Origin of the sequence: Saccharothrix sp. CB00851 (assembly GCF_001905065.1) — a bacterium.
Taxonomy (GTDB): Bacteria; Actinomycetota; Actinomycetes; order Mycobacteriales; family Pseudonocardiaceae; genus Actinosynnema.
The window spans coordinates 125899-151214 of the sequence record NZ_LWLC01000064.1 but is presented as its reverse complement, the minus strand read 5'-3'; the positions used below and the strand labels follow the sequence as shown (position 1 = coordinate 151214).

The 25316-nt window shown below is 72.5% G+C and carries 18 protein-coding genes and 1 pseudogene; 11 read left to right on the top strand and 8 right to left on the bottom strand.

Annotated features, from left to right (window positions below):
- The first annotated feature begins 86 nt into the window (after positions 1 to 86).
- Complete coding sequence (locus A6A25_RS39170; protein WP_073899182.1) at positions 87 to 1115, top strand: helix-turn-helix transcriptional regulator; 1029 nt, start codon at positions 87 to 89, stop codon at positions 1113 to 1115.
- A gap of 42 nt (positions 1116 to 1157) precedes the next feature.
- On the opposite strand, the gene A6A25_RS39165 is transcribed toward A6A25_RS39170, so the two are convergent.
- Positions 1158 to 1340, bottom strand: coding sequence for a hypothetical protein (locus A6A25_RS39165; protein WP_073899180.1), 183 nt, complete (start codon positions 1338 to 1340; stop codon positions 1158 to 1160).
- Between the two features lie 1066 nt (positions 1341 to 2406).
- Positions 2407 to 3033: a TetR/AcrR family transcriptional regulator gene (locus A6A25_RS39155; protein WP_073899178.1), complete on the bottom strand. Its 627-nt coding sequence runs from the start codon at positions 3031 to 3033 to the stop codon at positions 2407 to 2409.
- Positions 3034 to 3103: 70 nt separating this feature from the next.
- Here A6A25_RS39155 and A6A25_RS39150 point away from each other — a divergent pair, with 70 nt between their 5' ends.
- The 5 genes from A6A25_RS39150 to A6A25_RS39130 all read left to right on the top strand — a co-directional run bounded on the left by A6A25_RS39150 (position 3104) and on the right by A6A25_RS39130 (position 8357).
- Positions 3104 to 4009, top strand: coding sequence for an NADP-dependent oxidoreductase (locus A6A25_RS39150; protein ID WP_073899376.1), 906 nt, complete (start codon positions 3104 to 3106; stop codon positions 4007 to 4009).
- Positions 4010 to 4116: 107 nt separating this feature from the next.
- The gene (locus tag A6A25_RS39145; protein WP_073899176.1) at positions 4117 to 5604 is read left to right on the top strand and encodes a hypothetical protein; all 1488 of its coding nucleotides are present in this window, start codon (positions 4117 to 4119) and stop codon (positions 5602 to 5604) included.
- Positions 5605 to 5641: 37 nt separating this feature from the next.
- Positions 5642 to 6520, top strand: coding sequence for a class I SAM-dependent methyltransferase (locus A6A25_RS39140; RefSeq protein ID WP_143193704.1), 879 nt, complete (start codon positions 5642 to 5644; stop codon positions 6518 to 6520).
- Between the two features lie 122 nt (positions 6521 to 6642).
- Complete coding sequence (locus A6A25_RS39135) at positions 6643 to 7395, top strand: SDR family NAD(P)-dependent oxidoreductase (protein WP_143193717.1); 753 nt, start codon at positions 6643 to 6645, stop codon at positions 7393 to 7395.
- On the top strand, positions 7389 to 8357 hold the full coding sequence (locus tag A6A25_RS39130) for an RNA polymerase sigma-70 factor (protein WP_241829157.1): 969 nt from the start codon (positions 7389 to 7391) through the stop codon (positions 8355 to 8357). The genes A6A25_RS39135 and A6A25_RS39130 overlap by 7 nt, the downstream gene beginning before the upstream one ends.
- Here the strand turns inward: A6A25_RS39130 and A6A25_RS39125 are convergent.
- From A6A25_RS39125 to A6A25_RS39115, 3 genes are all read right to left on the bottom strand, one after another.
- Entirely contained in the window at positions 8344 to 9519 is a 1176-nt protein-coding gene (locus A6A25_RS39125) for an FAD-dependent oxidoreductase (protein WP_073899170.1), read from the bottom strand. The genes A6A25_RS39130 and A6A25_RS39125 overlap by 14 nt on opposite strands.
- Positions 9516 to 10097, bottom strand: a complete 582-nt coding sequence (locus A6A25_RS39120; RefSeq protein ID WP_073899372.1) for a PadR family transcriptional regulator — start codon at positions 10095 to 10097, stop codon at positions 9516 to 9518. Before A6A25_RS39120 ends, A6A25_RS39125 begins: the two co-directional genes overlap by 4 nt.
- Before the next feature lie 105 nt (positions 10098 to 10202).
- Positions 10203 to 13283 carry a hypothetical protein gene (locus A6A25_RS39115; RefSeq protein ID WP_073899168.1) on the bottom strand — a complete coding sequence of 1027 codons (3081 nt, stop codon included), beginning with the start codon at positions 13281 to 13283 and terminating at the stop codon, positions 10203 to 10205.
- Positions 13284 to 13546: 263 nt separating this feature from the next.
- Between A6A25_RS39115 and A6A25_RS39110 the strand changes: the two genes are divergently transcribed.
- A complete protein-coding gene (locus A6A25_RS39110; protein WP_073899166.1) occupies positions 13547 to 14119 on the top strand; it encodes a snapalysin family zinc-dependent metalloprotease in 573 nt (190 codons plus the stop codon).
- A gap of 47 nt (positions 14120 to 14166) precedes the next feature.
- Here the strand turns inward: A6A25_RS39110 and A6A25_RS39105 are convergent, their stop codons facing one another.
- Positions 14167 to 17025 (bottom strand): ATP-binding cassette domain-containing protein, encoded by a 2859-nt coding sequence (locus A6A25_RS39105; protein WP_073899164.1) that lies wholly within the window; start codon positions 17023 to 17025, stop codon positions 14167 to 14169.
- Positions 17026 to 17291: 266 nt separating this feature from the next.
- Complete coding sequence (locus A6A25_RS45125) at positions 17292 to 17450, bottom strand: hypothetical protein (protein WP_198933038.1); 159 nt, start codon at positions 17448 to 17450, stop codon at positions 17292 to 17294.
- Between A6A25_RS45125 and A6A25_RS47040 the strand changes: the two are divergent.
- Both A6A25_RS47040 and A6A25_RS46130 read left to right on the top strand, forming a co-directional pair.
- Positions 17451 to 17996 (top strand): annotated as a pseudogene (locus A6A25_RS47040) (S8 family serine peptidase); the annotation flags it as partial. It lies immediately after the preceding gene.
- Between the two features lie 76 nt (positions 17997 to 18072).
- Positions 18073 to 19554: a hypothetical protein gene (locus A6A25_RS46130; protein WP_073899162.1), complete on the top strand. Its 1482-nt coding sequence runs from the start codon at positions 18073 to 18075 to the stop codon at positions 19552 to 19554.
- A gap of 116 nt (positions 19555 to 19670) precedes the next feature.
- Here A6A25_RS46130 and A6A25_RS39090 read toward each other — a convergent pair whose 3' ends face one another.
- On the bottom strand, positions 19671 to 19856 hold the full coding sequence (locus A6A25_RS39090) for a hypothetical protein (RefSeq protein WP_073899160.1): 186 nt from the start codon (positions 19854 to 19856) through the stop codon (positions 19671 to 19673).
- A 121-nt stretch (positions 19857 to 19977) separates the two neighbouring features.
- On the opposite strand from A6A25_RS39090, the gene A6A25_RS39085 reads away from it, so the two are divergent.
- Both A6A25_RS39085 and A6A25_RS39080 read left to right on the top strand, forming a co-directional pair.
- Positions 19978 to 23730 (top strand): NACHT domain-containing protein, encoded by a 3753-nt coding sequence (locus A6A25_RS39085; protein ID WP_073899158.1) that lies wholly within the window; start codon positions 19978 to 19980, stop codon positions 23728 to 23730.
- Between the two features lie 241 nt (positions 23731 to 23971).
- Positions 23972 to 25312, top strand: coding sequence for a hypothetical protein (locus tag A6A25_RS39080; RefSeq protein WP_143193703.1), 1341 nt, complete (start codon positions 23972 to 23974; stop codon positions 25310 to 25312).
- Positions 25313 to 25316: the final 4 nt, after the last annotated feature.

The following is a 25316-nucleotide window of genomic DNA, read 5'->3' as shown; positions in this document are numbered from 1 at the left end:
GTTCGACGCTAGGAGCGGCCCGAGTCCTGCCTCCATCCCGGAAATGTGGGATGGAGGCACGGCCGGCACGGGCGCATACTCCGAGCATGTGGGAAGGTCGGGCGATCGGCGCGCGGCGGGAGATCGCGGTGCTGGCGACGGCGGGACTCGGGGTCGCCGAGCTGCACCGGGCCGCGATCGACGTGGTCGAGCGGGTCGTGCCGACCGACCTGACGTGCTGGGCGTCGCTCGACCCGGACACCGCCGTGATCAGCACGATGACCAGCGGCCCGAACCGCGTCCCGGCCGAGTACGAGCCGGTGCTGGCGACCTGCGAGTACGGCGCCGCCGAGCCGAACACGTTCGCCGAGCTGGCCCGCCGCCCGGAGCCGGTCGCGCGGCTGTCGGACGGGCCGCACGCGCGCGGAGGCTGGCTCAACGAGGTGTGGCGACCGCTCGGCCTGCACCACGAGCTGCGCGCGGTGTTCCGGGTGGACGGCACGTGCTGGGCCGCCGCGGGACTCGTGCGGCACGGCGAGTTCACCGACCGCGAGGCCGAGTTCGTCGCCTCCGTCGCGCCCGCGCTGGCCGCCGCGACGCGGGTGGCGGTGCGGTGCGGCAACCACCGGGCGGGCGGTGACCTGGCGATCGTGGTGGTCGGTGCGGACGGCGCGCCGCGGGCGGCCACGGCCGCCGCCCGGGCCTGGCGGGAGGAGCTGGACGCGATCGCGCCCGGCCGGTTCGCGGTGATGGTGCGGGCCGTGGTGACCGGCGCGCGGGCGTCCGCGTGCGGCACGTTCCGGGCCCGCGTGCGCGACGCGTCCGGCGGCTGGGAGCTGTTGCAGGCCGGCCGGTTGATCGGGGAGGACGACCACGAGACGGTGGTGACCGTCGAACGGGCGTCCGGCGGTGACCTGCTCGGCCTGCTGTTCGCCGCCTACGGCCTCACCGCCCGGGAGCGCGAGGTGTGCCACGAGGTCATCGCCGGACGGTCCACTTCGGACATCGCGGCCCGGCTCGCCATCTCCGCGCACACCGTGCAGGACCACCTGAAGTCGGTGTTCGGCAAGGTCGAGGTGCGCAGCCGGGGCGAGCTGGTCGCCAAGCTGCTGCCCGAGGGGCACGACACCCGGTGACCGTCCCCCGCGGCACGACGGCCGCGGAGGACCCGGCCCTGGTCACGACCTGCGGGTCGTGCTCCCCTCGGTGAGGGTGAGCTGCCCGGTGACGTAGTGGCTGTAGACGCCGAAGTCCATCGGCTTGCCCACAGGCGTGTCGGTCTCGGCGAAGCTGCGCCCGTCGTGCCGCCCGCCGAACGTCACCCGGAACGCCTTCGTGACCGCGCGGTCCTGCGGCGGCACCGCGCTCGGCGGGATGTGCTCGTCCGAGCCCCACGTGTACCGGTCCCGGTACGCTGAGCCACCACTTCCGGTCGCTGCGCCAGGCGGGGATCATCCGGCAGTGGGACGAGGGGCGGCAGCGGATGAACACGCTGCGGCTGGACGAACTGGACACCCGGTTCCCGGGCCTGGTGGCCAAGGTGCTCGCCGCCGACTGATCACGTCGCGCCGGCGACGAACCCCCGTGCCGGTGATCACGCCGAGACCGTGCCGGTGACCGTGGGCGACCCGTGCGCGGATTTCGGGTCAAGGGCTTGAAAAGCTTTCAAGAGATCAAAAGCGTCCTCGCCGGACGGGCAGATCAGCAGGATGACATCCCCCTGTCCCGTTCGAGGTCTGGTTGCGTTGGGAACTTCTGACCCAGCGTGGTCCCGGGGTGCGTGTCATCCCACCGACCTCCCTCCGGGCTACCACACGTGTCAAGGGGGCCTCTAAGTTGGAGTGTCGGGCAGCGCTTGCACGAGGCCCCCTTGACACGTGCGGTAGGGCTACGCCAGGTCGGCGGGATGACACGAACCCCTACTTTGTGAAGAGCGGACGCACCCGCCCCGGCGCCGTTCGTCCCCGCGCTCGTCGGCGACACCCGCGCGCTGTGCAACGGGCACGTCCTTCTCCCCAGTAGGAGGGCTTCGTGTCATCCCGCCGACCTGGCGCAGCCTTACCGCACGTGTCAAGGGCGGCGCGTCCACCTTTGCCTGCCACTTCACTGGGACCTCGCGCCGCCCTTGACACGTGTGGTAACCCGGAGGGAGGTCGGTGGGATGACACGGAGTCCGGGACCACGCTGGGACAGCAGTTCCCAACGGAACAAGACGGAGACGGAACCGGGGGATGTCATCCTGCTGATCTGCCCGTCCGGCGAGGACGCTTTTGATCTCTTGAAAGCCTTTCGAGCTTCGAGCTTCAAGCTTCGAGCTTCGAGCTCAGAAGCTCTGGGCCGCGCTCGCCGCATCCTCGTGCGCCTGCTTGCGCCGCTGCTCGACGTCGGCCGCCACCACATCGGGCCGGAACTCAGTAAACCCGAGGCTCACGTCACGATCTGGCCCGTGAGCACCAGCGAGGCCAGGGCGGCGACGTCGGTGGCGACGCGGTCGGCGGAGAACGCGTCCTTGGTCGCGTGCCGCAGGTCGGCGCCCAGCGGGGCGAGCAGCGCGTGCGCGAAGTAGTCGGCGTCGAGGTCCGGCCGCGCCTCGGCCAGCAGGATGCGCACGTGCAGGTGCCAGAACCGGTACGCGCCGGTCCGGTAACGGGCACCGGGGCTCGCCGTCTCCGACAGCCGCACCAGGTCGAGGTTCGCCTCCAGGAACCGCGCGTAGGCCGTCGTGAAGGCGATCAGCCGCTCCCCCGGCGGCGCCTCCGGCCCCAACGGCGGCGGTCCGGCCAGGATCGCGCCCTGCAGCTCCTCCTCCCGCGCGCCGAGCAGGGCCGAGGCCAGGCCCGCCTTGTCGCCGAACCGGCGGAACAACGTGCCCTTACCGACCTCGGCCTCGGCGGCGATCCGGTCCATCGACACCTCGGCGACGCCGTGCCGGGCGAACAGCCGCGCCGCGACGTCGAGGATCTTGGCGCGGTTGCGCGCCGCGTCCGCCCGCTCCCCGGGCGGGGACGCCCGCAACCGGGCCAGTTCCCCGTGCGCACCGCCGCTGTCCGTCATCGAGGCGGACTGTAGTCCGGTCGGCCTGGTCCGACCCGGGGAGAAGGGGACGCGCAGAATGGACGTCGTGATGAAAGCCGTGGTGCTGAGCCGGTTCGGCGGGCCGGAGGAGCTGCGACCGGCCGAGGTCGACCGGCCCGAGCCCGGTCCGGGCCAGGTGCGGCTGCGGGTGCGGGCGGTCGGGGTGAACCCGTTCGACGCGAAGGTGCGTTCGGGCGCCATGGAAGCCGTCTTCCGCACGCCGCTGCCGACGGTCCTGGGGTCGGAGGTCGCGGGCGTGGTCGACGCGCTCGGCCCCGACGTGACCGGCTGGTCCGTCGGCGACGAGGTGGTGGGCTGGTCGGACACCGGCGCGTACGCCGAGTACGCGCCGGCCACCGCGGTCGCGCCCAAGCCGGCCGGGCTGTCGTGGGAGCACGCCGTGACGCTGCCGGTGGCCGTCGAGACCACCGACCGCGTGTTCGGCCTGCTCGGCGTGCGGCCGGACGAGACGCTGCTCGTCCACGGCGCGGCGGGCGGTGTGGGCACGATGGCCGTGCAACTGGGCGTGGCGGCGGGACTGCGGGTCATCGGCACCGCGGGACCGGCCAACCAGGAGCACGTCGCCGCGCTCGGCGCCACGCCCACGACGTACGGCGAGGGCTTGGTGGAACGGGTGCGGGCGCTGGCGCCTGAGGGGGTCGACGCGGTGTTCGACGTGGCGGGCAAGGGCGCGCTCCCGGCGTCGATCGAGCTGCGCGGCGGCACGGACCGCATCGTGACGATCGCCGACAACGCCGCCGCCGAGCTGGGCGTGGTGTTCACCGGAGGTCCGCAGCAGCGGTCCGCGCGACGGCTGGCCGACCTGGCGGAACTCGCGGCGAAGGGTGAGCTCACCACCGTCGTCGGCCAGACGTTCCCGCTGGTCGAGGCCGCCGAGGCGCACCGCGTCAGCGCGGCGGGCCACGTGCGGGGCAAGCTGGTCCTGCTCGCCTGAGCCCGCCGCACCGGCACCGCCTGACACCCGAACCACCCCTGGACACTTGGTCACACCTGCCTGTAACACATGGTTGACAAGTACCGGCAGGAGTCCGAGGAGGTCCGATGGCGGCACGGGACATGGATCGACGCACGCTGCTGCGCCACGCCGGGGCGGCGGGTGCGGTCGGGGCGCTCTCGGCGCTGTTCGGTAACGTGCCCGCGATGGGTCAACCGTCCACGACTCCGTTCGACCTGCACTTCGCGGTGACGCACAAGCACCGTCCGTTCGACCTGGTCGCGCCTCGGTTCGTGCAGTACGACAGCGCGATCACCCCGCCGTCGACCACCTCCGGCACGCTCGTCCGCACCGGTGTCCGGCCCCGTGCGCCGTTCGGATCGGTGCTGGTCGAGGTGCAGCGCGCCGAGGGCGTGGTGGTGGCGGGCCTGGCGGGCGGCGCCACGTCCGTGCTCGGCACGCTCGACGCGACCGCCGGCCGGGCCACGATCGAGGTGACCACCGGCGGCGCGACCACCGTGGTCAAGTCCGCCGACGTGCGTGTGACCGGCGCGTTCCGGTTCGCCGTGGTGGTCAACGAGAACGCGGTCACGGTCCTGGTCGACACCACCGGCACGGGCACGGGCTGGCAGCCGGTGCTGACCGAGCGGGACGGCGTGCGCGCGCTCGTCGACCTGCGGGTCCCCGCAGTGCTGGGCGGCCTCGACTACGCCTACGGCGGGCGTGGCGGCGACGTGCGGCTCGGTCGCGTCCAAGCGGGCTACTTCGGCCAGGCCGGTGTCCGGGACCCGCACGTCGTGCAGCACGCCGACGGCAGGCCGTTCATCCGCGACGGCAAGCTGTACCTGACCATGACCAACGCCGGGCTGGGCTTCTTCCAACAGGCGCACTGGGCGGTGTGGACGATCGACCTGGCCGACCCGTCCGAGCTGGAGCAGGTCGCCGTGCTGTTCTTCGAGCGCGACGGCGTGGTGCTGGGCGACCACGCCGGGCAGGTCGTGTACGACGACCGCACCGGCCGGTTCATCGTGCTGATGAGCTCGTGGGGCGACTTCGCGTTCCGGGGCGTGCACATCCGGCACACCACGACCACCGCGAACGTGCTGCGGGGCGTGCACGTCCTGCGCACCGAACGGCTGCCGCTGCCGACCGCCGTCAGCTCCTGGGACCCGGCGCTGACCCGGGTCGACGACCGCTGGCACCTCGCGTTCGTGGAGAGCGAGGCGCAGCAGCCCGCGTTCGTCTTCCACCCGGCGCTCGCCGTCGCGGCACCCGGCGCGGACTACACGCAGACCCGGCTGGTCGGCGCGGACACCGCGGTGGACCAGACCGAGGGCACGATCCTGCAGCGGGTCGGCCGCGAGTGGTACCTGTTCGCCAGCGACGGCAACGCGCGCAACTACCCGGTGTACGACCTGGCGATGCGCAAGCTCGGCACGCTCGACGCGCCCTACGGCACGAACATCCCGCACCCGATGCTGCTGCCGGTCGGCCGCGAGTGGTGGCTGATCACGTTCGACGGCACGCAGTACGCCGAACCCGTGCTGGGGTACGGCGGCCACGGCGACCTGATCGTGATGCGCAGCCCGCTGTGACGCCGTCGGCGGGTCCCGGGTTTGGCATTCTCGTCTGGTGACGAACCACATCGACGAAGCTCTGCGGGCGTTGGCGGACGGCGACATCGGCCGGGCCAGGGACGCGGTCCGGGACGGGCGCACGCCGTTGGCGGCGGCGCTGGCCGAGCACTTGGCGGCGGCGCGGGACGGGTCGGTGTACGACCAGCCCGCCGCGTTCGAGGCGTTCATCGACGGCGGCGGCAACGTGGGGCTCTACCGGGCGGTCACGGAGGCGTTGGGGCGGGTCTACGCCGAGGCGCGGCCGGCGAGCCTGCTGGACATCGGCTGCGGTGACGGGCGGGCGCTGCGGCCCGCGCTGGCCTCCGAGCACGCGCCTGCTTCCGTGACGCTGGTCGAGCCGTCCACCGCGCTGCTCGACGCGGCGGTGCGCGCCCTGGCCGGGTACGACGTCGACGCCCGGCACACGCGGGTGGAGCCGTTCGCGGCGGGACTGCCCGCGGGCGCGGTGTTCGACGTGGCCCAGTCGACGTTCGCCCTGCACACGCTGCCGCACGAGGTGCGCGACCGGGTGCTGGCCGACCTGGCGGGGCACGTGGGCGTGCTCGCCGTGGTCGAGTTCGACGTGCCGGACCTGCCGCACGCGAGCCCGGAGCACCGCCGGTTCCTGGCCGAGGCCTACGAGCGCGGGCTGGCCGAGTACGACGCGGACCGGGAACTCGTGGCGCAGGGGTTCCTGATGCCGGTGCTGACCGGGCAGCTGGTGCCGGGCGCGACCCGGGCGACGTGGGAGCAGCCCGCCGCGCGGTGGGCGGAGCAGGTGGAGCGGGCCGGGTTCACCGAGGTCCGGGTCACCCGGCTGCACGACTACTGGTGGTCAACCGCGTTCCTGCTCACCGCTTCCGGGTCTCCCACAGCCGCGACGCCGCCACGATGAGCACCGGGCCACGGCGGCGCTGAACGCGTCCGCCCGACGTCTTGCCACCCACGTGTCACAGCAGACCGGGGCTGTCTCGTCTCGTGTCCGTCAGGACTCGTCCGACAGTGGGGAACAAGGTCATGGGCAAGCAGGTCGCGCTGGTCACCGGGGCGAACAAGGGCATCGGGCGTGGCGTCGCCGAACAGCTCGCCGCGCTGGGCATGACGGTCCTGGTCGGCGCCCGGGACCCGCGGCGCGGTGAGGAGGCGGCCGCCGCGTTGCGGGCGCTGGGCGGTGACGTGCACGCGGTCACCCTGGACGTCACCGACCAGGCCACCGCCCGGGAGGTCGCGCGGCTGGTCGAGGACCGCTTCGGCCACCTGGACGTGCTGGTCAACAACGCGGGCATCACGGGCTCCGGGCAGGTCTCGCCGGCGGACGCCCACGACCAGGTGCCGAGCGCGGTCGACCTGGACATGGTCCGCCGGGTGTTCGAGACCAACGTCTTCGGCGTGATCGCGGTGACCAACGCGGTGTTGCCGTTGCTGCGGCGGTCACCGGCGGGGCGCGTCGTCAACGTCAGCAGCCACGCCGGGTCGCTGACGCTGATCGGCGCCCCGGACGGGCCGTTCGCCGGGCTGCTGCCGTCGGCGGCGTACTCACCGGCCAAGACCGCGTTGAACGCGCTGACCGTGCAGTACGCCAACGAGCTGCGCGGGGACGGCATCCTGGTCAACGCGGTCGCACCCGGCTACGTCGACACCGACAGCAACAACCACACCGGGTTCCTCACCGTCGCGCAGGGTGCCGCGGTCGTGGTGAGCGTGGCCACGCTCGGCGCGGACGGGGCGACCGGCGGGTTCTTCGCCGCGGAAGGCGCGCTGCCGTGGTGACCCGGGCCGAGGAGTTCGAAGGGCTGCGGCCGCTGCTGTTCTCGATCGCCTACCGCATCCTCGGCAGCGTCGGTGAGGCCGAGGACGCGGTGCAGGAGACCTGGCTGCGGTACGACACCTCGCCGGCCGAGCCGACGTCGACCAAGTCGTTCCTGTCCGCCGTGGTCACCCGGATCTCGATCGACGTGCTGCGCTCGGCCCGCGTCCGGCGCGAGGAGTACGTCGGGCCGTGGTTCCCCGAGCCGCTGCTCGCCGACCCGTACTCGGACCCGGAGCGGTCGGCGGAGCTGGCCGACTCGCTGTCGATGGCGGCTCTCCTGCTGCTGGAACGGTTGTCGCCGCTCGAACGCGCGGTCTTCGTGCTGCGCGAGGTGTTCGGGTTCGGGTTCGGCGAGGTCGCGGCGGCCGTGGGTCGTTCGGAGGCGGCGTGCCGCCAGCTCGCGGTCCGGGCACGCAGGCACATGGACGCCGGCCGGCCCCGGTTCGAGGCCGACAGGCGGGCGCGGGAGGAGCTCGCCGAGCGGTTCTTCGACGCCTTCCGGGAGGGCGAGGTCGACGGGTTGCGCGCACTGCTCGCCGCCGACGTGCGGCTGGTCGGCGACGGCGGCGGCAAGGCCCCGCAGTGGTCCACCCACTTCGCCGGCGCGGAGAACGTGGCCCGACTGCTCGCCGCCCTCGTGCCACCGTTCCTCCGCGTCGGCGGCCTGGTGGAACCGCGCCCGGTGAACGGCGAGCCGGGCGCGGTGCTGCGCGACCGCGACGGCAAGGTCGTGGGCACCTGGTCGCTGGACATCGTCGACGGGCAGGTGCAGACGATCCGCACCGTGATCAACCCCGACAAGCTCGGTCACGTGGGCCCGGTGGCGGACGCCTGGGCGGTCCTGCGGGAGACGACCCGGTTCGCGGCCGAAGCCACCCCTCCACGCACCGATCAGGTCACCCGCGGCACTACGCGCGGGTGAGGGTGTCGTCCCACTCGATCCGGTGGTCGAACTGCCAGGTGAACTTCGTCGGGTCGGTGAACTTGAACGCCAGGGGGAGCAGGGTGTCGCGCAGCAGGCGGCCGATGGGACCGGCGGCTTTGTCGCGGTTGGTCCTCGCGGCTTGCGCGATGATCCGTTCGACCCGGTCTCGGCGCAGCGCCTCGTAGGTCCGCAACGCCCGGTCGTGCGGTAGATCGCGCAGGCAGCGGGCCAGTTGGACGGCGCTCTCGAACGCGAGCGAGGCACCTTGGCCCGAACTCGGCGACGTGGCGTGCGCGGCGTCGCCGACCAGCACCAGCCGGCCGCGGCTCCACTTCGGCACGCTCGGCACGTCTTCCAGAGCGCCCGTGACCACGAGGTCGGCCGGGTCGGTGGCGGCGATCATCATCGCGGCGGGCGTGCGGTCGGCGGCGAAGGCCTCGCCCAGCACGGCGAGCCAGCGGGACGGGGCGGTGGCACGGGCTTCGGTCGTGCTCAGCGGTGTCCTGCGGGGCAGGTTGGCGAACCAGCCGCCCGAGCCGTCGTCGTGGACCTGGTAGCCGAAGAACGCGCGCTCACCGAAGACGAGCCGCATCGCGCCGCCGGTCGGCGGCGCACCGGTGCGCGCCAGCCGGGCGCCGAAGCCGAGCAGACCGGCGTACCGGGGGCCCGGCGCGTCCGGGTCGATGATCCGGCGCACGGTCGACCGGATGCCGTCCGCGCCGACGAGCAGGTCGGAGTCCACTTCGGACCCGTCGGCGAAGCGCGCGGTGACGTGCGGGCCGTGGTCGACGGCGGCGACGAGTTCCTTGCCGTGCTCGACGGTGATGCCGCGCCGGACGGCTTCCTCGCGCAGCACGCGGTACAGGTCCGAACGCCACACCAGCAGCTGCGGCGGCTCGCTGCCGAACCGGCCGAGCGTCTTGCCGGTCCAGCTCTGCAGCTCCATCGCGGTCATCGGCGTGCCGATCGCGCGCACCGCGTCGGCCAGCCCCACGACCTCCAACGCCTGCAACCCGTTGGGCGCGATGCTCAGCGCACCGCCGGAGCCGTCGGCCGTGCGGTCGTACCGCTCGTGCACGGTCGCCTCGATCCCGGCCTTGCGCAGCGCCATGGCGGCCACCGGACCGCCGATGCCGCCGCCGATCACGGTCGCTCTCATCGTTCCCCCTCGTGGAAGCCCGCCCACAGCGGGCGCCAGTCCTCGATGCGCTCCAGGAAGCGCCGGACGAACGCCACCTCGGCGTTCAGCAGGGCGATCCGGTACTCCTCCTCGACCAGGAACAGCGGGTGCGCGTCGGCGCCCGCGATGACCGCCTCGGCCTCCTCCACCTGCCGGCGCAGCCCGTCCAGCCGGTCGCGCAGGAGCGTGACGACCTCGTCGGGGTGCAGTGCGGCGATCATGGACAGGGCCGCGACGAACCGCGGGTACTCGTGCGCGGGTTCGGCGACCAGCTCGCGCATCCAGTCCTTGAGCTCCGCCCGCCCGGCGTCGGTCAACGCGTAGACGGTCCGCTCCGGCCGCTGGCCCTCGCGGGACGTCCCCTGCTCGACGATGAACCCGGCCTTGGCGAGCTGCCCGAACACCATGTAGAGCGAGCCGTGGGTGAACTTGATGCTGCGGTCGTCCCCGTGCGCACGCATGAGCCGGCTCAGCTCGTAGGGGTGCATGGGCTCCCGGACGAGGTAGCCGAGCACCGCCAACCCGAGCAGGTTGCCGACCTTCCGCTTGGATCTCACCGCCACCTCCTAGTCAACTCTGACTATCCACGAGCAGCTAGTCAGAGTCAACTATTCGCGTGAGCGCGAAGAAGGCCCGAGGCGGAACCCCGGGCCTTCCTGTCGTCACGCGGTCCGGCGGCGTCCCGCGGTCCGGGTGCCCGCACCGAGCGCCACGGCGAGCAGACCCAGCAGGCTCAACCAGAGCACGCTCGCGCCCGTGTCGGCCAGGCCGCCGCCACTCGGGCCACCCCCCGCCGCCGGCTGACCCGGGATGGGCTCACCGGTCGGCGGCACGTCCGGGTCGGGCACCTCGGGACCGGGGTCGAAGTGGATGTCGACCACGTCCGCCCCACCGCGGACCACCTTGAAATACGCGTACGGACCCCAGTTCGTGTTGAATTTCCACGGCCCGACCAGCACCGGCGTGTAGTACCCGACCGGGAGATCGGTGAAGGTGAACCCGCCGTCGGCGCCGGTCACCGTGCGCGCCACCGGTTGCCCGGTGATGAAGTCGAGCAGCACCAGCTTCACGCCCGGGATGCCGCGCGGTTCGGGACCGGTGCCGTTGAGCGCCCGACCGGACACCGTCCACACCGCTCCCGGCACGCGCGCCAGGTCGGAGCCGTGCGCGAGGCCGTTGGCGTGCTCCGGGCCGAAGTCGCACCAGGCGCCGAACAAGCCGTAGTCGCCCGCCCACCCGGGCACGGTCTCCCGGACGGTGAACGCCCGGGTCCCGCCGGGCGCGACCACGACGCCGCTGCCGTCCGGGGCGAACGGGCCCCACGCGGCGCCGTAGTCGGGCGCGGGCAGTTCGGCGCTGCCGCAGAACGCCCTGGCCAGGATCGGGGCGTCACCCGAGTTGGCCAGCGTGATCGTGATGTCCACCGGGTCACCCACACCGTAGGTGTCGCGGTCGAACGCCAGGGTCGCGTGCAGCCGGTCCGACAACGGGCGTTCCATGCGGAAGTACGCGGTGGTCTCCTGATCGCCCGTGACGACCAGTTCGGACTGTCCCTGGCTCACCCACCCGGTGTGCTCGTCCGTGGTGATCACCACGTAGGTGCCCGCGGGCGCGTCGTCCAACCGGTACGTGCCGTCGGCGCCGGTCTCCCCCGCGACCCACTTCCGCGGCCGACCGCCCTCGAAGGTGATGTCCACGCCCGGCAACGCCTCGCCCTGGTCGAACACGCCGTCGAGGTCGCGGTCGCCGTAGACGACGGCCACCACGTCGCCGGTCCGGTGGGTCACCGGGACGCTCAAGCCGAGCACGTTGTCGGCGGGGTCGGCTTCGTCGGTGGCCTCGATCCGGCCCTTCAGCCACGCCACCCCTTCCCGCACGAAGGCCACGTCGCCGACCAGGGTGACGGTGCGCTCGTCACCGGGTTCGAGGTACGCGCCCAGCCACGGCCGCAGGTCGCCCCACTGGTCGTGGTCGTAGTGGAACCCGTCCGCCGACGACTCGGGCACGAACCGCGCGAACGTCCTCGCGGTGCCGGCGTTGACCACCTTCACCGTCGCCGTCACCTGCTCGTTGATGTCGTAGGACGGCTTGCCGAACGACGCGGTCACCTTCACGTTCGGTGCGAGCCGCGGCGGCACCACGACCGGGCCGTCCACCACCGAGAAGATGGAGCGCGACGTCCCGCCCGCGTCGACCCCGATGGTGTAGGTGTCGCTGCCGTAGCGATCGCGGTACGGGCCGAGCACCAGCACGTCGTAGTCGCCCACCGGCAGGTTGACGAACCGCCACTCGCCGTCGTCGCCGGACACCGCCTCGGCGACCGGGACGCCGAACCGGTCGAGCGCGAGCAGCCGGACCCCGGCGAGCGGGGTCTCCGGTCCCTGACCGGAGTAGTAGCGCAGCAGGCCGGTGGCGTCACCGCGGGCGCCGACGACGCGCGCCGAGTCGGACGAGCCGACGTAGCCGTCCTCGTGCGTGCCGTGGTTGCCGAAGTTGCACTCGGCGAAGAGGAAGCCGCGTTCGTAGGCGCGCTGCGGCACGACGTCGGTCACGACCAGGACTTTCGTCTCGCCCGCGCCGACGGTGGTGCCGGGGCCGCCGACCGCGAGCGGCGCCCAGCCGGGACCGGTGCCGTCGAGGACGTGGGGCTCACCCGCGTGGTTGCAGACCGCGACCACGCCGGTCAGCGGCACGGTCCCGGAGTTGGCCAGGGTGATCCTGACGTTGACCTGGTAGTCGCGCCCGTAGGTGTCCCGGTCCAGTTCGAGGCGGGCGGTGAGCACGTCGGACACCGGTGTGGCGGTGGGGATCGCCAGGTCCGCGGTGGCGCCCTCCTCGACGGTGAACTCGCCGAAACCCGGCTTGACCACGACGTCGTCGTCCGGCAGGTACAGCCGGTACCGGCCGGTCGGCACGTCGGTGAAGGCGAGGCGACCTCCCCCGTCGGTCACCGCGGTCAGCGAGGTGACCGGCGCGCCACCGTAGGCGGAGAAGTGCAGGCCCGGCACGCCTTCACCGGCGTCGGCACGACCGTTGCCGTTCCCGTCGGTGTAGACGACGGCGGACACCGCGCCCCGCTTCTGCGCGACGACCGCCCGCGCGGTGGCCTGGTTGTCGGCCGGCGTCGGGTCGGGGATCGTGCCCTCCGCCCGGAACACCCGGATGGTGAACTGCGCGTGGTCGGCGAGGTGGTCCAGCGGCCGTGCCACCAGGTCGACCACCATCCGCTCGCCGGGGACCAGCGTGAAGCGGCCCGAGATCTGGTCCCAGCCGTCCCTGAGCCACACGTTGCCGTCGAAGACGACGAACTCCACCTCGGTGGCGACGTCGTCGCCGACGTTGTCGACGGTGACCCTGATCGGGAGGTCGGTCTCCGGCGGGTACTCGGCGCGGTCGAACGACGCGGTGATCCTCAGATCGGCCTCTGCCGCGGACTCGGCTTCGGGCTCGGCTCCGGCTGCGCGGTGTTCCCCGGTCGGGGCGGCGGGCCGGTCGGCCGTCGGCGGGCTCACGGGCTGGGTTTCGGGACTCGTGGTGGTGGTCGTCGTCTCGACCGGGGTGTCCGACGGCGTGACGTCGGCAGGTGCGGTGGTGGTGGTCTCCGGTGGTGGTTCGGCGGTGGTCTCCTGCGCCAACGCGGGCGTGCCGCCCAACGCGGTGGCAGCGACCAGCACGGCCGCCACCACGGTTCTCAGCGCGCGTTCGCGGACCGCGCGTGGGCGCGCGGCATCGTCAACGGACATGACCCGTTCCCCCCTCGTCGCCACCCTGCCGGTGTCGCTACGTCCCCCCGGACGTGGGGGCAGGGTTCGGCGGTGAATGTGGGCCGAGGCTACTGGTGACGCGGTGCCCGTCGCGGCGACTGTTCGGCGCAATGTGGCACCGCGGCCCGCCCCGACAACCCTACGTATGGCGCTGGTGACAACCGGCTACGGCTGGTTCGTTGGGTGAGGCGGAGCCTCCCCTGTCACGCGGCTCCCGCTTCCCTGTACCCAAGGAGACCACCATGCTCGTACGAAAGGCAGTCGGCGTCCTCGTCGGCGTGCTCGGCCTGCTGCTGCCGCTGGTCGCGGTGGCCGCACCCAGCGCGTCGGCGCAGCCGCAGGCCCTGGTGCGCACGCTGTACTACGACGTGAGCCAGGCCCAGGAGTTCGTGGCGGACTGGGACCGCGCCGCGACGAACTGGAACAACTCGGTGTCCAACGTCAAGCTGGCCCGCCGGACCTCCACCTCCGGCGTCAACATCCGCATCCTGGCGGACAACGGCTGGCCCAGGGCCTACGTGAGCTCGCTCGGCAACGGCACCGTCTACATGGGACGCCAGGCCGTGCAGCAGGGCTACTACCGGCCCCGGATCTCGACCCACGAGATCGGGCACATCCTCGGCCTGCCGGACCGGCGGACCGGCCTGTGCGCCGACCTGATGTCCGGTTCCAGCGCGCCGATCTCGTGCCGCAACGACCTGCCGAACGCCGCCGAGCGCGCCGAGGTGGAGCGCCGGTTCGCCGGTTGGCTCGCCGGGGCTGACGTGCGCGCGGCGGGCTTCACGGGCAGCAGCACGGAGTGCTTCGTGTACTGATCGGCGACCGTGGCCGAGCCCCGCGAGCGGCGTCTCGCGGGGTTCGGTCACGGGCACAGGCGCTGCTCGCCGACGCCCGGGAAGTACCGGGCCCAGGCGACCGAGTCGTCGTTCGCCCACGGCCACGCGCAGACGTCGCGCAGCAGGCGTTCGTCGTCGAGGTCGAGCCGCCACTGGCTGCCCGCGGGGTCGGCGAGGGTCAGCTCACGGGCGTCGGGCCGGTAGCGGGTGTGGTCCGCGGCGACGGGCAGGCCCTCGACCGACGCCACCGGCCGCGGATCGCCCGCGGTGCCGATGTCCCACACCTGCACGACGCCCGGCCGGCCGCCGATCACCAGCGCGCGGTCGTCCGCGGCGAACTCCACCACCGGCGTGGACAGCGCCAGGTCCGTCAGCAGCGCCCAGTGCCGGGGCGCCGACGGGTCGGTCACGTCGAACACCTCGACCTCCTTGGTGGTCTCGTTCACCACGGCGAGGAACCTCCCGCCCGGGCTGAACACCGCGTGCGCCTTGCCCTCCACGATCAGCAGGGGTCCGGCCGGTGTCGCCCGACCGGTCGGGTCGAGGTGCCACAGCACCACGTGCCGCTCCACGTAGTCCGAGCCGTAGCCGACCGTCACCACCACCCGGGCGTCGCCGCGCAGCTCGACGCTCTCCGCCCGCTTGCCCGGCAACGGGATCTCGGTGACCGGCCCAGTGCCGTCCCACCGCCACAGCGTCGCCGCCCCGGTGTCGGGCACCGCGTTGCCGGGGTCGTCGAAGCGCTGCGGCACCTCGCGCCTGCCGACGCCCGCCAGCACCGTGCCGTCGCGGCTCATCGTCTGCACGTCCACGTGCCGGAGCCGGCCGACCAGGCGCGGCTGGTCGGGTTCGGCGAGGTGCCACAGGCCGGTGAAGCCCTGGTCGTCCTCCAGCAGGAACACCCTGCCGTCGCGGCTGATCCTGCCGATCCGGCCCGACGCGGGCACCTCGGCCAGGTGCCTGGCCTTGCCGCCCTCGATCCGCCACACCGTGCCGGACCGCGCGTCGGCTGCCGTGGAGACCGCGATGTCGCCTTCCGGCGCCGGCGTCAACCGGTCCCACAGCGGTCGGGTGGCCAGCGGCGCGGCGCTCGTCGCGGCCCACGCGACCCGCACCGCGTTGAGCGCTTCGGCGGTGGGCGAGACCCGGTAGGCGGCGAGCGCGAGCCGGAGGGCGTCGGCGGGCCGGTCCGGGAGCAGGCGCAGCGCGGCATCGGCGGCACGCATCGACAGCGCGCCGTTGCGCTGGACGGCCGCCCGGTTCTCCGCGACCCCGGCGTAGGCCGCGGTGCCCGCCAGCACCACCACGAGGGCCACCAGGAGCGCGACGTACTGCTTGAGCCTGCGGGTGCGGCGCCGTTGCGCGGCACGCCGGGAGTCCTCGGCCGCGATCGACGCTTCGAGGAACGCGCGTTCCCGGCCGGTGAGCCGCTCGTCCAGGCCGCGGGCCTGTTCCAGCCGGGCACCCCGGTACAGCGCGTCGGGGTCGCGGTCGTGCGCTTCCCACGTGTCCGTGGCGTCGGCCAGCTCACGGTGCCGTCGCAGGGCTTCCCGGTCGCTCGCGAGCCAGTCCCGCAACCGCGGCCAGGCCTGGATCACCGCCTCGTGGGTGAGTTCCACGGCGTCGTCGTCCAGCGTGATCAGCCGTGCCTGGGCCAGCCGGTCCAGCAGCGCCTGGTCCACGTCCAGTTCGTGGCGGCGCACCCGCCGCCGGGTGTCCTCGGTGCCCTCGCCGAGCGCGATGAGCCGCAGCAGCACCGACCGGGCGTCCCGCTGCCCTTCCGGTGACAGACCGCCGAACACCTCCTCGGCGGTGCGGGCGATGGCGTGCTCCACCCCGCCCGCCTGCTCGTACCCGGCCAGCGACAGGGTCATCCCGCGACGACGCCGCCACGTCTCGACCAGCGCGTGCGACACCAGCGGCAGCGCCGAGGCCCGACCGGTCACGTCGGCGACCAGCCTGACCACCAGCGCGGTCTCGACGGTGGCGCCCGCGCGGGCGGCGGGTTCGGTGATCGCCCGCCGCAGCTCGTCGGCCGTCATCGCGCCGACCAGCACCTGGCCGCCGTGCAGCGCGGCGGTCAGCTCCGGGTGCCCGCCGCAGTGGCCGTAGAAGTCGGCGCGGACACCGATCACGACCCGCACGCGGCTGTTGTCGGCGTCCGCGGCGAACACCAGCGCACGCACCAGCCACTCCCGGTCGGCCGCGGAGCACTGGGTGAAGACCTCCTCGAACTGGTCCACCACCAGCAGGAGGTCCCGGTCGGCCATGGCGCGGCGGATCCACAGGTGCAGGTTCCGGTGCGACTGCGCGAGGTCGGCCCGCACCGCCACCGGCGACTCGTCGGTCAGCCCGGCGAGCGCGACCGCGCACTCCTCCAGCGGGTCGCGGCCGGGCGTGATGATGACGACCGGGTCCTCGCTGCGCGCCACCAGCCCGGCCCGCAACAGCGACGACTTGCCCGAGCCGGACGCGCCGAACAGACCGGTGAACCGGCGCCGCCGAACGAGGTCGACCAGGGTCCCGGTGAGCGCCTCGCGACCGAAGAACCGATCGGCGTCGGAGGTCCGGAAACCGGCGAGCCCGACATAGGGACTTTCGCCCGGTCTCGGTTCCGGAATGTCGTCGACGGCGATCTCGGACCACCGGGCACGCCATTCCTCGACGTCGCCGCCGCACGCGCGGACGAACGCCAACGTCACCGCCAGGCTGGGCAGCTTGCGCCCGGCGGTGGCCGCGGACAGCGCCGCGGCCGAGTAGTTCGCCCGTTTGCCCAATTCGCGGTAGGTCGGTCGGCCCGCTTTCTCGCGCAATCGGCGCAGCCCGGCCGCGAAGCGCAGCACCGCGGTCTCGTCGGACGCCAGTGGTGTTTCCCGTCGCGGCACCGTTGCCCCCTTCGACCGGGCCATTGTCCACACAACACCGTTCAACGCACGGATCCTGACACTGAACAATCACCTGCACCTAGCGTTCGACACCTCGATCCGGGAAAAGCCGAATTCCACGTCGAACGGTATGGGAACGCCGGACTTTTCCACGTCGAACGATTCGGGAGGTATTCGTGTCAAGACACCGATCACGGATAGCGGCGGTGGTGGTGCTCCTCGCCGCCACGGCCACCGCGTTACCCGCCGCCACCGCGTCACCCGCCTCACCGGCCGCCGGTGGCGCGGACCACGACACCCGGCGGCACGAGGTCACGCTGATCACCGGTGACCGGGTCGTGATCGCCGGCGACCGGCTCGCCTCGGTCGTCCCCGGCACCGGGCGCGAGGGCGTCACCTTCCAGACGTTCCGGCGCGACGGCCACGTGCACGTCGTCCCGCGCGACGCGGCCCGCGCCCTCGCCGGAGGCAGGCTGGACGGGCGGCTGTTCGACGTCACGGGCCTGGTCGAGGCCGGTTACGACGACGCCCGCCGCGACAGCGTGCCGCTCATCGTCACCCGCGCCGGCGACCGGGCTCCCGAGGTGTCGACCTTGCACGTCACCCGTGACCTGCCGACCGTGCGGGCCGTCGCCGCCGTGACGCCCAAGGCGACCGCGTCGGCGGGCTGGTCGGCGCTGCTGGCCGATCCCGGCGTGGCCAAGGTGTGGCTGGACGGCGTGCGCCGGCCGACCCTGGACCGCAGCACCGCCCAGATCGGCGCGCCCACCGCCTGGGCCGCCGGGTACACCGGTGCCGGGGTGACGGTCGCCGTGGTCGACACCGGGGTGGACGGCGACCACCCGGACCTGGCCGGTCGGGAGATCGCCGAGCGCAACTTCACCGCCGACCCGGACGCCACCGACCTGATCGGCCACGGCACGCACGTCGCCGCGACCATCGCCGGCCACGGCACGCCGTACCGCGGGGTCGCACCGGACGCGCGGCTGCTCGACGCCAAGGTCTGCGGCGCGAGCGACGGGTGCTCCGAGTCGGCGATCGTGGCCGGTGGGCCTGAACCGCGAGGTCGAGAGCTACGACGTCACGTTCGAGCACGTCGACCGGGCGGGCAAGCCCGAGGGCGATTTCCTCACGCTCGTGTTCGGGCTCTCCAACTCCCGGTCCAGGTACCTCACCGACGCCGACGGCACGGTGACCGTGCGGCTGCCGAAGGGCGACTACTACGCGCTGACCGACATGTTCCCGACGGGTGGCGAGAACACCGTCCTGGTCCAGCCCGGCTTGGCGGTCCGGGGCGACACCACGGTCACGTTCGACGCCCGCACGGCGAGACCGGTGCGGATCACGCCGCCGGAAGCAGACGCCACCGCCGGGTTGGCGGCCGTCGTGGTCAACCGGGTGTACGAGGGCGTGTCCGACGCCGTGGGCGGCGTCTACCCGACCGGCTTCCCGCCGGGGATGGCGCTCGGCCACGTGGGTCCGGAGCTGCCCGCCGACGAGGTGGCCGTGCTGACCGGTGCCGAGTTCCGGGGCACGCCGGTCGGCTCGATGCCGGTGACGTACCGGTTGGCTTGGTTGGAGCAGGGGCGGGCGCCCACCGGTCTCGTCCGCGCTCCCGGTCGGGGTGAGCTGGCCGAGGTGCGGACGAAGTTCGGGGCGGGTCTGCCGGGGAAGCAGTACGTGCACACCGGGATCCCGGTCCTGCCCTCGGGGCTGAGCGGCATCGCCGAAATGCTGCCCGTGCCCGCGGGCGGTACCACGATCGACTACGTGACGACCGGGGGCGTGCGGTGGGACTGGCTGTTTCTCCAGGACGGGGCGCGGGGCAGCGAGGCGGTCCTGCAGTCGGCGTCGCCGGAGGCGTACCGGGCCGGTCGGCGGTACTCGGAGTCGTTCAACCAGCCGGTGTTCGGGCTGTCCGGGCCGACGTCGCTGTACCGGCGGGGTGACGAGATCACCGCCGACCTGTGGCTGTTCGGGGACCGCGCGGGCAACCTGGGCGACTCGGTGGTCGAGAAGGCGCGCACGGCGTTGTTCCGCGACGGTGTGCCGGTCGGTGAGACCGCGATGGCCGGTGTCGGCAGGTTCACCGTGCCCGCGGGCCCGGCCGAGTACCGGCTGGAGGTGGAGGGCGTCCGCTCCGCCGACGTGTCACCGTTCAGCACGTCGGTGAGCGGCACCTGGACGTTCCGCTCGGACACCACCGACCAAGCCCGACCGCTGCCGCTGACCGTCGTCCGGTTCACGCCCGAACTGGACGACAACGGCGCGGCCCCCGCCGGCCGCGTCCTCCCCGTACCGCTGGTGGTGGAACAGCAGCAGGGTGCGGACAACGGTCGGGTGGGTCGGGTCGAGGTCGAGGTGTCGTTCGACGACGGCACCACGTGGACCAAGGTCCCGGTCGTGCACCACACCGCCCTGGTCCGCTCGGGTCCGGCCGGCACGTGGGCGTCCTTCCGGGTGAGCGCGACCGACAGCAAGGGCAACACGACCCGCCAGACGGTGATCCACGCCTACCGGATCACCTGACGGTGCTGCGCCCGTGACGGGGTCGACACCGCCGGACCCCGTCACGGGTGACCCGGAACCCACCAGCCACCGCCCGTTCGGGTGACGTGGACGCGGTGGCAACGGTGTCGGCGTGGCTACCCCGTTCCGATGCTGCCCGCCTGCACGATGTCTTCCGCGCTCCCGGCCACAACGTTGACGGTGACCGGTGGCGGGGCCGTGCGGAGGGCGCGGCACAGCATGACGAGCAGGACTGCCTGCGCTGACAGGACAGCGCACACGGTGAACCACATGATTGCGGTGATCGACAGCTCGTTCGTCATGTCGTCCCCTTTCCACCCGTCCGGTGATCTCCGTTGCCGCTAGCGTGGGACGGCCGGTGGACGTCCCGGTAGCAGAGGGACCTTTCCGGGACGTCGCAGGGGACACGCCGAGGAGTGACGAGTGCAGCCGTCTGCGCAGGAACGAGCCTTCGCCGCCGAGGTGGAGCGGCACCGCGCCGCTGCCCGCGTCACCCAGGACTGGGTCGCGCAGCGCGTCGGCCTGTCCCGTTCCAAGGTCTCCGAGGTGTGCGGGGGCCGCTACCTGCCGAGCCGACAGGTCTTGGACGCGCTCATCACCGCGCTGGCCATGGAACACGAACGCGCTGTGCAGCTGTGGAAGGCCGCGTGGGAGGGACGTGAGCAACGGCGCAGGGCCGAGCGGTCGAGCCGGCAGGAGGTCCCCGACGACTGGTCGTCGTTGCCCGTCCTGCCCGTCGAGGTGCGGTCGCTGCTGCGTGCGCAGGAGGTCGCGGCCCGCGAGCTTCCGTACCAGTTGCCCGGCGCGCGCAAGCCGTCACTGGACACGGTGTACGTCCGCCAGGAACTCGGCTCCGGCACCGAGGAAGCACATGACGAACAGCACCGCACGGAACCGGAACTGGACGAGCGCGGCCTGCTCCGGGAACGGGCCGCCCCCAAACCGCGGCTGGCCGTCCGGCCGCCGGCCCGCACGGTGCAACAGGCATTGGACGACGACGAGCACGTGCTGGTCACCGGCGGCCCGGGGCAGGGCAAGTCGACCCTTTCGCTGCGCCTGGCAGGTGAGATCGCCGCCCGGTGGTCCGGCGGCGACACCCCCGCGCCGCTGGCCGAACCGGTGGTGCCCCTGCGGCTCACGGCCCGGGAGCTCGCCACCCGTCTCGACCTGCCGTTCCCCAAGGCACTGGTGGACAGCATCGGCGCCGACTACGGCTCGCTGCTGTGGTCCGAGGTCAGTCCCGCGCAGGTGGCGCGGCGGGTGGCCAACTGCCGGTGGCTCCTGCTGATCGACGGCTTGGACGAGGTCGCCGACCCCGCCGACCAGAGCCGCCTGCTGCACGTGCTGGAGCAGTGCGCGGCGCCGGGCTCGCCGTACCGCGTCGTGGTGACCACCAGGCCGATCGAGGGCTCGATCCTCGCCCCGCTCCAACGCGCGTCGGCCGCCCGGTACGAGTTGCAGCCGTTCGACGAGGAGGCGCTGCGCCGCTTCGCGGACAACTGGTTCGACGGTGGCACGGGCGATGCCGATCGGTTCATCCGGCAGCTCCAGGCCGTGCACCTGGACGAACTCGTCCGCGTTCCCCTGCTCGCGACCATCGCGGCGATCATCTTCGAGCAGTTCGGCGACCGACCGCTGCCGGACAACCAGTACGAGCTCTACGAGGCGTACCTGGGCTACCTGCTCACCGCCCACCCGACCGCGCCCGGCCCGTTCGACGGGCTGCGGGACGACCTGCTCCAGCACCTGGGCCGCGTCCGCCTCCGGACCGACACCTCGCTCGTGGCCGCTGCTCGCGCGTGGGTCTCCGAACGCCTACCCGTGCGGGTCGGGTGGACCGAAGAGCTGACCACCTTCCTCACCGCGGTCGGCCCGCTGGTCCAGCGCGGTGACGACCTCCGCTTCCTGCACCACAGCTTCGCCGAGCACCTGGCCGCCACAGCCGGCGCCCGCGAGCTGCCCGCCCGCTTCGCCGCCGACCACCACGACTTCAAGTCCCTGCTGCACAACGCCTTGCAGGGTGATCAAGGCCGGCACGCACGGGCCGTGCTGCTGCACTACACCCACCTGCACCGCGACCAGGCCGACCACGTGGTGCGGTGGCTGCACGCGGGCGGCGCGAGCCACCACGTCCTGGCGGCGAAGCTCCTCGCCCAGCACCTCCCGGCGGGCACCGAGGTCGTCGACGACTTCCTGGCCACGACCCGTGCGTGGGCGATGACTGCGGAGTACCTGGGCGCGGAGGTGCTGCGCCACGTGAGCCGGGCCGCCCACCACCCGACGCTCGTTTCGTGGCTGCTCGACCTGATGCGCGACGACCGCGCGCCGTGGCGGTCCCGGATCGAGGCGGCGACCGCCCTGGCCACCCGACTCCGCACGGTCCACGCACCGGAAGCGGTCACCCTGCTCTGCGCGGTCGCCGACGACACCGGTGTCGCGGTGACCGATCGCCTCGCCTCGGCCGAGGCGCTGTCGCAGTGCGGGCCGTCCGAACGTGACGCGGCCGAGCGCGGCTTGCGCGCCGTCCTGGCCGATCCCGATGTCGAGATGTCCGACTGCCGCACGGCCGCGGTCGTCCTCGCGAGCCTGAGCCCCGAAGGGCGCGACGCCGCCACGAAGGCCCTGCTGGACTTCCTCGACGATCCCCTCATGCCGAACGGCGACCTGGTGGAGATCGCGACCGGGCTGGTGGAGATCGGCGTCGAGTTCCACGCCAGGTGCGCCGAGGTGTTCTTGGCGGTGTTGCGGGATCCGGTCGACTCGATGACGGGACGCAGGGACGCCGCCATCGCCCTCGCCTCGCTGGGAGCCCAACACCTGGAGCAAGCCGCGGCCGCTCTCGTGGACCAGGTCGGACAACGGCGGCTCTATCGCTTCCGACGTATCGCCGCGGCGCAGACACTCGCCGAACTGGGCCCGGAGCACCGCACCACCGCCGCGGAACTCCTGCGTGCGATGTCGATGGAGCATCACCTGACGCACGCCGACCGTCGCAGCGTCTTCACCGCGTTGATCGATCTGGGCGCGTGCGGCCCGGATGAAGCCGCCGTGCATCTGCGCCGGACACTCGAGGATCACCAGGCGGACGAGAACGCGGCCTACTGGGCCGCTCGAAGCCTTGCCGACCTCGGCCCGGTCTACCACGACGAGGCGGCACGGCACTTGCTGCGCATCGCCGACGACCCGTTGGTGACCGGCTACGAGCGCGAAGGTGCTCTTGGCAGGCTGGCCGAGTTCGGTGAACCTCACCGGACTGCCGCGATCAGCCGATTACGCCGTGATCTCGCCGATCCGGACACCGACCCGGCCCTGCGGTACGACGCGGCGAGCGAGTTGAGCCGCCTCGGACCGGAATTCCACGGCGAGGTGGTGGCGAACCTGCTCGACGTCCTCACGCAGAATCTGCGGCCCTACGACGCCTCCAGGGCTTGGCGGATGCTCGCGTCCCTCGACACCCGGCACGAGGAAGCCGCCGCAGCAGCACAGCTCAGGCTGCTCACACCTACAACGACCGAAGATGCCTACCGGATAACGTTCTCCGATCAGCCGAACATCAGCGCGGAGAACGTCGACCGGGCTGCCGCCGAGCTGTTGCGAGTCATCGCCGACACGAGGCTGTCGATGACCAACAGGCAGCATGCGTGCGCGAAGCTCGTGGGACTGCACCGCCGGTTCCACCAGCCCTTGTTGGCGCTCACCATCGACCTACGGACGGCGGACAGGTTTTGGTCGACGGCGAGCTATTTCACGGAAACCGCCCCCCGGGTGCGAGCTCGATTGGCGGATCACATCCGGCGGGTGACCGGTACGACCGAGGACGCCGAGGTCGTCATCGCGGCGGTGAGGGCAATGGTCGAACTCGGTCACCACGACGAGTCGACGGCATCGCTGGTGCGTGCCGTCATGGTGGACCAGGTGGTCGAACCGAACACTCGCATCAGAGCTGCCATCTTGTTGGCCGGCCTCGATTCCCACTGCGTAGAAGAAGCAGTCGACTTCGTCGCCGACACCACCCCTCACACCCGCACCTGGTTCGGGAAGCACTCGCTGCTCCAACTGGCGCGTCTGGGCGGCGACGTCACGTCACACGCAGCCGGACAGTTGAGTCGGGATACCGACTGCGCCGCAAAGCGCGGCATACGCCGAGTTGGTCACGGACCTCCACGGGCAGCCTGACCCGGAGGCGCTCCGTGCACTACGAGAGTTGGCGGACGACGCCCACCTTCCTGCGGACAAGCGCGGCGATGCCTTCACGGCCTTGGCACGGTTCGAGCCAAACCCAACAGAGGCCATCGTCTACCTCGAGTCGGCGGTGAGCGACAAGGACGCCTCTGTCGACGAACGTGGCCGAGCCGCCCGCAACCTGGCCCAGCTCGATCGGTCCCACTGGGCGAGCTGTGTTGCGACCTTGAAGCGGATGCTCATCCACTCAATGGTCACGTTGGAGGAGCAGGTTGGGCTGGTCAAGCGGCTCGGCGAGCTGAACGCCCTACGCCAAGGCGAGATCGACAAGCTCAACCTCGCGGTCGTCCACCATCCGAGCGCACCTACGACCATCCGGCGAAATGCCCTCGAGCGGGTCGCGGACCGGACCAGAGATGCCCTCTTCGAGGAACTCGTCACGGATCGCACGACACCGCCCGCAGTCCGCCTCACGCGTCACACGAGTCCCTCACTGACCGATGTGATGGTCAAGGAATCGCGTGAGGTGTTGACCGCGGTCGAGTCGACTCCCACCGAGCGGGTCGCGGCGGCAGTCGCGTTGGCCGGTGCATCACCCCAGGTGGGGCGGGAAGCGGTCGACGCACTGACCGAGTTGGCTTCGAAGCGCGCCACCCGGTTCCGCGCCTGGCGCGCGCTGGCCACCTGCGGCACGCCGCACCGACGTGAAGTGGTGGCCAGTGCCCTCGGTGTTGTCGGGGACGAGGCAGAACCCCTGCGCGCCAGGGTCCGGGCCGTGGGGCTGATCAAGGATCTCTTGCAGGTTCCACCGGCCGAAGTGCTGGACTTCCTGCGTCGGATCGCGTCCGACGAGCGGACGCCGTCGTGGCGGCGGATCGATGCGTTGTTCCGGCTCCGGAACGTCCAAGGGTTGGACGGCATCCGAGCCGTGCGCGACGACGAGCGCACGTCGTCCACCATCCGGTGGCTCGCGGCCAGGATGTTGGTCGACTACCGCCCGGAGGACCGCGCCAAGGGAGCCGCGTGGTTGCGGGCGATCGCGGCCGACACCGCGCAACGGCCGGCGTTGCGGTGCGCGGCGGCGGCGGACCTCGCCCGGTTCGGCGCACCTGGTCGCGCCCACTCCGCCGAGATCGCCCACGGGATGGCCGTGGACGACGCACTGCCGTCGACGTGCCGGGTCCGCGCGGCCGGCATCCTCTCGCAGGCGGCACCCAGCAGGCGGCCGGAGGCGCTGGCGATCCTCCGCGAGCTGTGCGCCACGGAGAACCCGCTGCACCGGCTGCTCGCGGTGGAGGCGGTCGCCGCCATCGCACCGCTGGAGGCCACGAACCCGCTGCGCGCGATGACGCGCGATCGCGGCCTCCCACCGGTGGCACGGCTGCGCAGCGCCGAAGCGCTCGTCGCCAACCACCGCGAGCAGCGCGAACCCGCCGTGATCGCGGTACGTGAGGTGGCGTTCGACGAACGCCTGCCCCAGCACGTCAGGGTGCGCGCCGCGCGGAACCTCGCCCGGTGGAGCGAGGTGTTCCGCGACGACGCCCGTCGGCTGCTGTGCACCCTGCTGGAGCGGTGAGTGG

What these genes read in the sequence shown, in the direction of transcription:
- A6A25_RS39170 (WP_073899182.1), top strand. Translation starts at nt 87, where the DNA reads ATGTGGGAAGGTCGGGCGATCGGCGCGCGGCGGGAGATCGCGGTGCTG.
- A6A25_RS39155 (WP_073899178.1), bottom strand. Translation starts at nt 3,033, where the DNA reads ATGACGGACAGCGGCGGTGCGCACGGGGAACTGGCCCGGTTGCGGGCG.
- A6A25_RS39150 (WP_073899376.1), top strand. Translation starts at nt 3,104, where the DNA reads ATGAAAGCCGTGGTGCTGAGCCGGTTCGGCGGGCCGGAGGAGCTGCGA.
- A6A25_RS39145 (WP_073899176.1), top strand. Translation starts at nt 4,117, where the DNA reads ATGGCGGCACGGGACATGGATCGACGCACGCTGCTGCGCCACGCCGGG.
- A6A25_RS39135 (WP_143193717.1), top strand. Translation starts at nt 6,643, where the DNA reads ATGGGCAAGCAGGTCGCGCTGGTCACCGGGGCGAACAAGGGCATCGGG.
- A6A25_RS39125 (WP_073899170.1), bottom strand. Translation starts at nt 9,519, where the DNA reads ATGAGAGCGACCGTGATCGGCGGCGGCATCGGCGGTCCGGTGGCCGCC.
- A6A25_RS39115 (WP_073899168.1), bottom strand. Translation starts at nt 13,283, where the DNA reads ATGTCCGTTGACGATGCCGCGCGCCCACGCGCGGTCCGCGAACGCGCG.
- A6A25_RS39110 (WP_073899166.1), top strand. Translation starts at nt 13,547, where the DNA reads ATGCTCGTACGAAAGGCAGTCGGCGTCCTCGTCGGCGTGCTCGGCCTG.
- A6A25_RS39090 (WP_073899160.1), bottom strand. Translation starts at nt 19,856, where the DNA reads ATGACGAACGAGCTGTCGATCACCGCAATCATGTGGTTCACCGTGTGC.
- A6A25_RS39080 (WP_143193703.1), top strand. Translation starts at nt 23,972, where the DNA reads ATGCTCATCCACTCAATGGTCACGTTGGAGGAGCAGGTTGGGCTGGTC.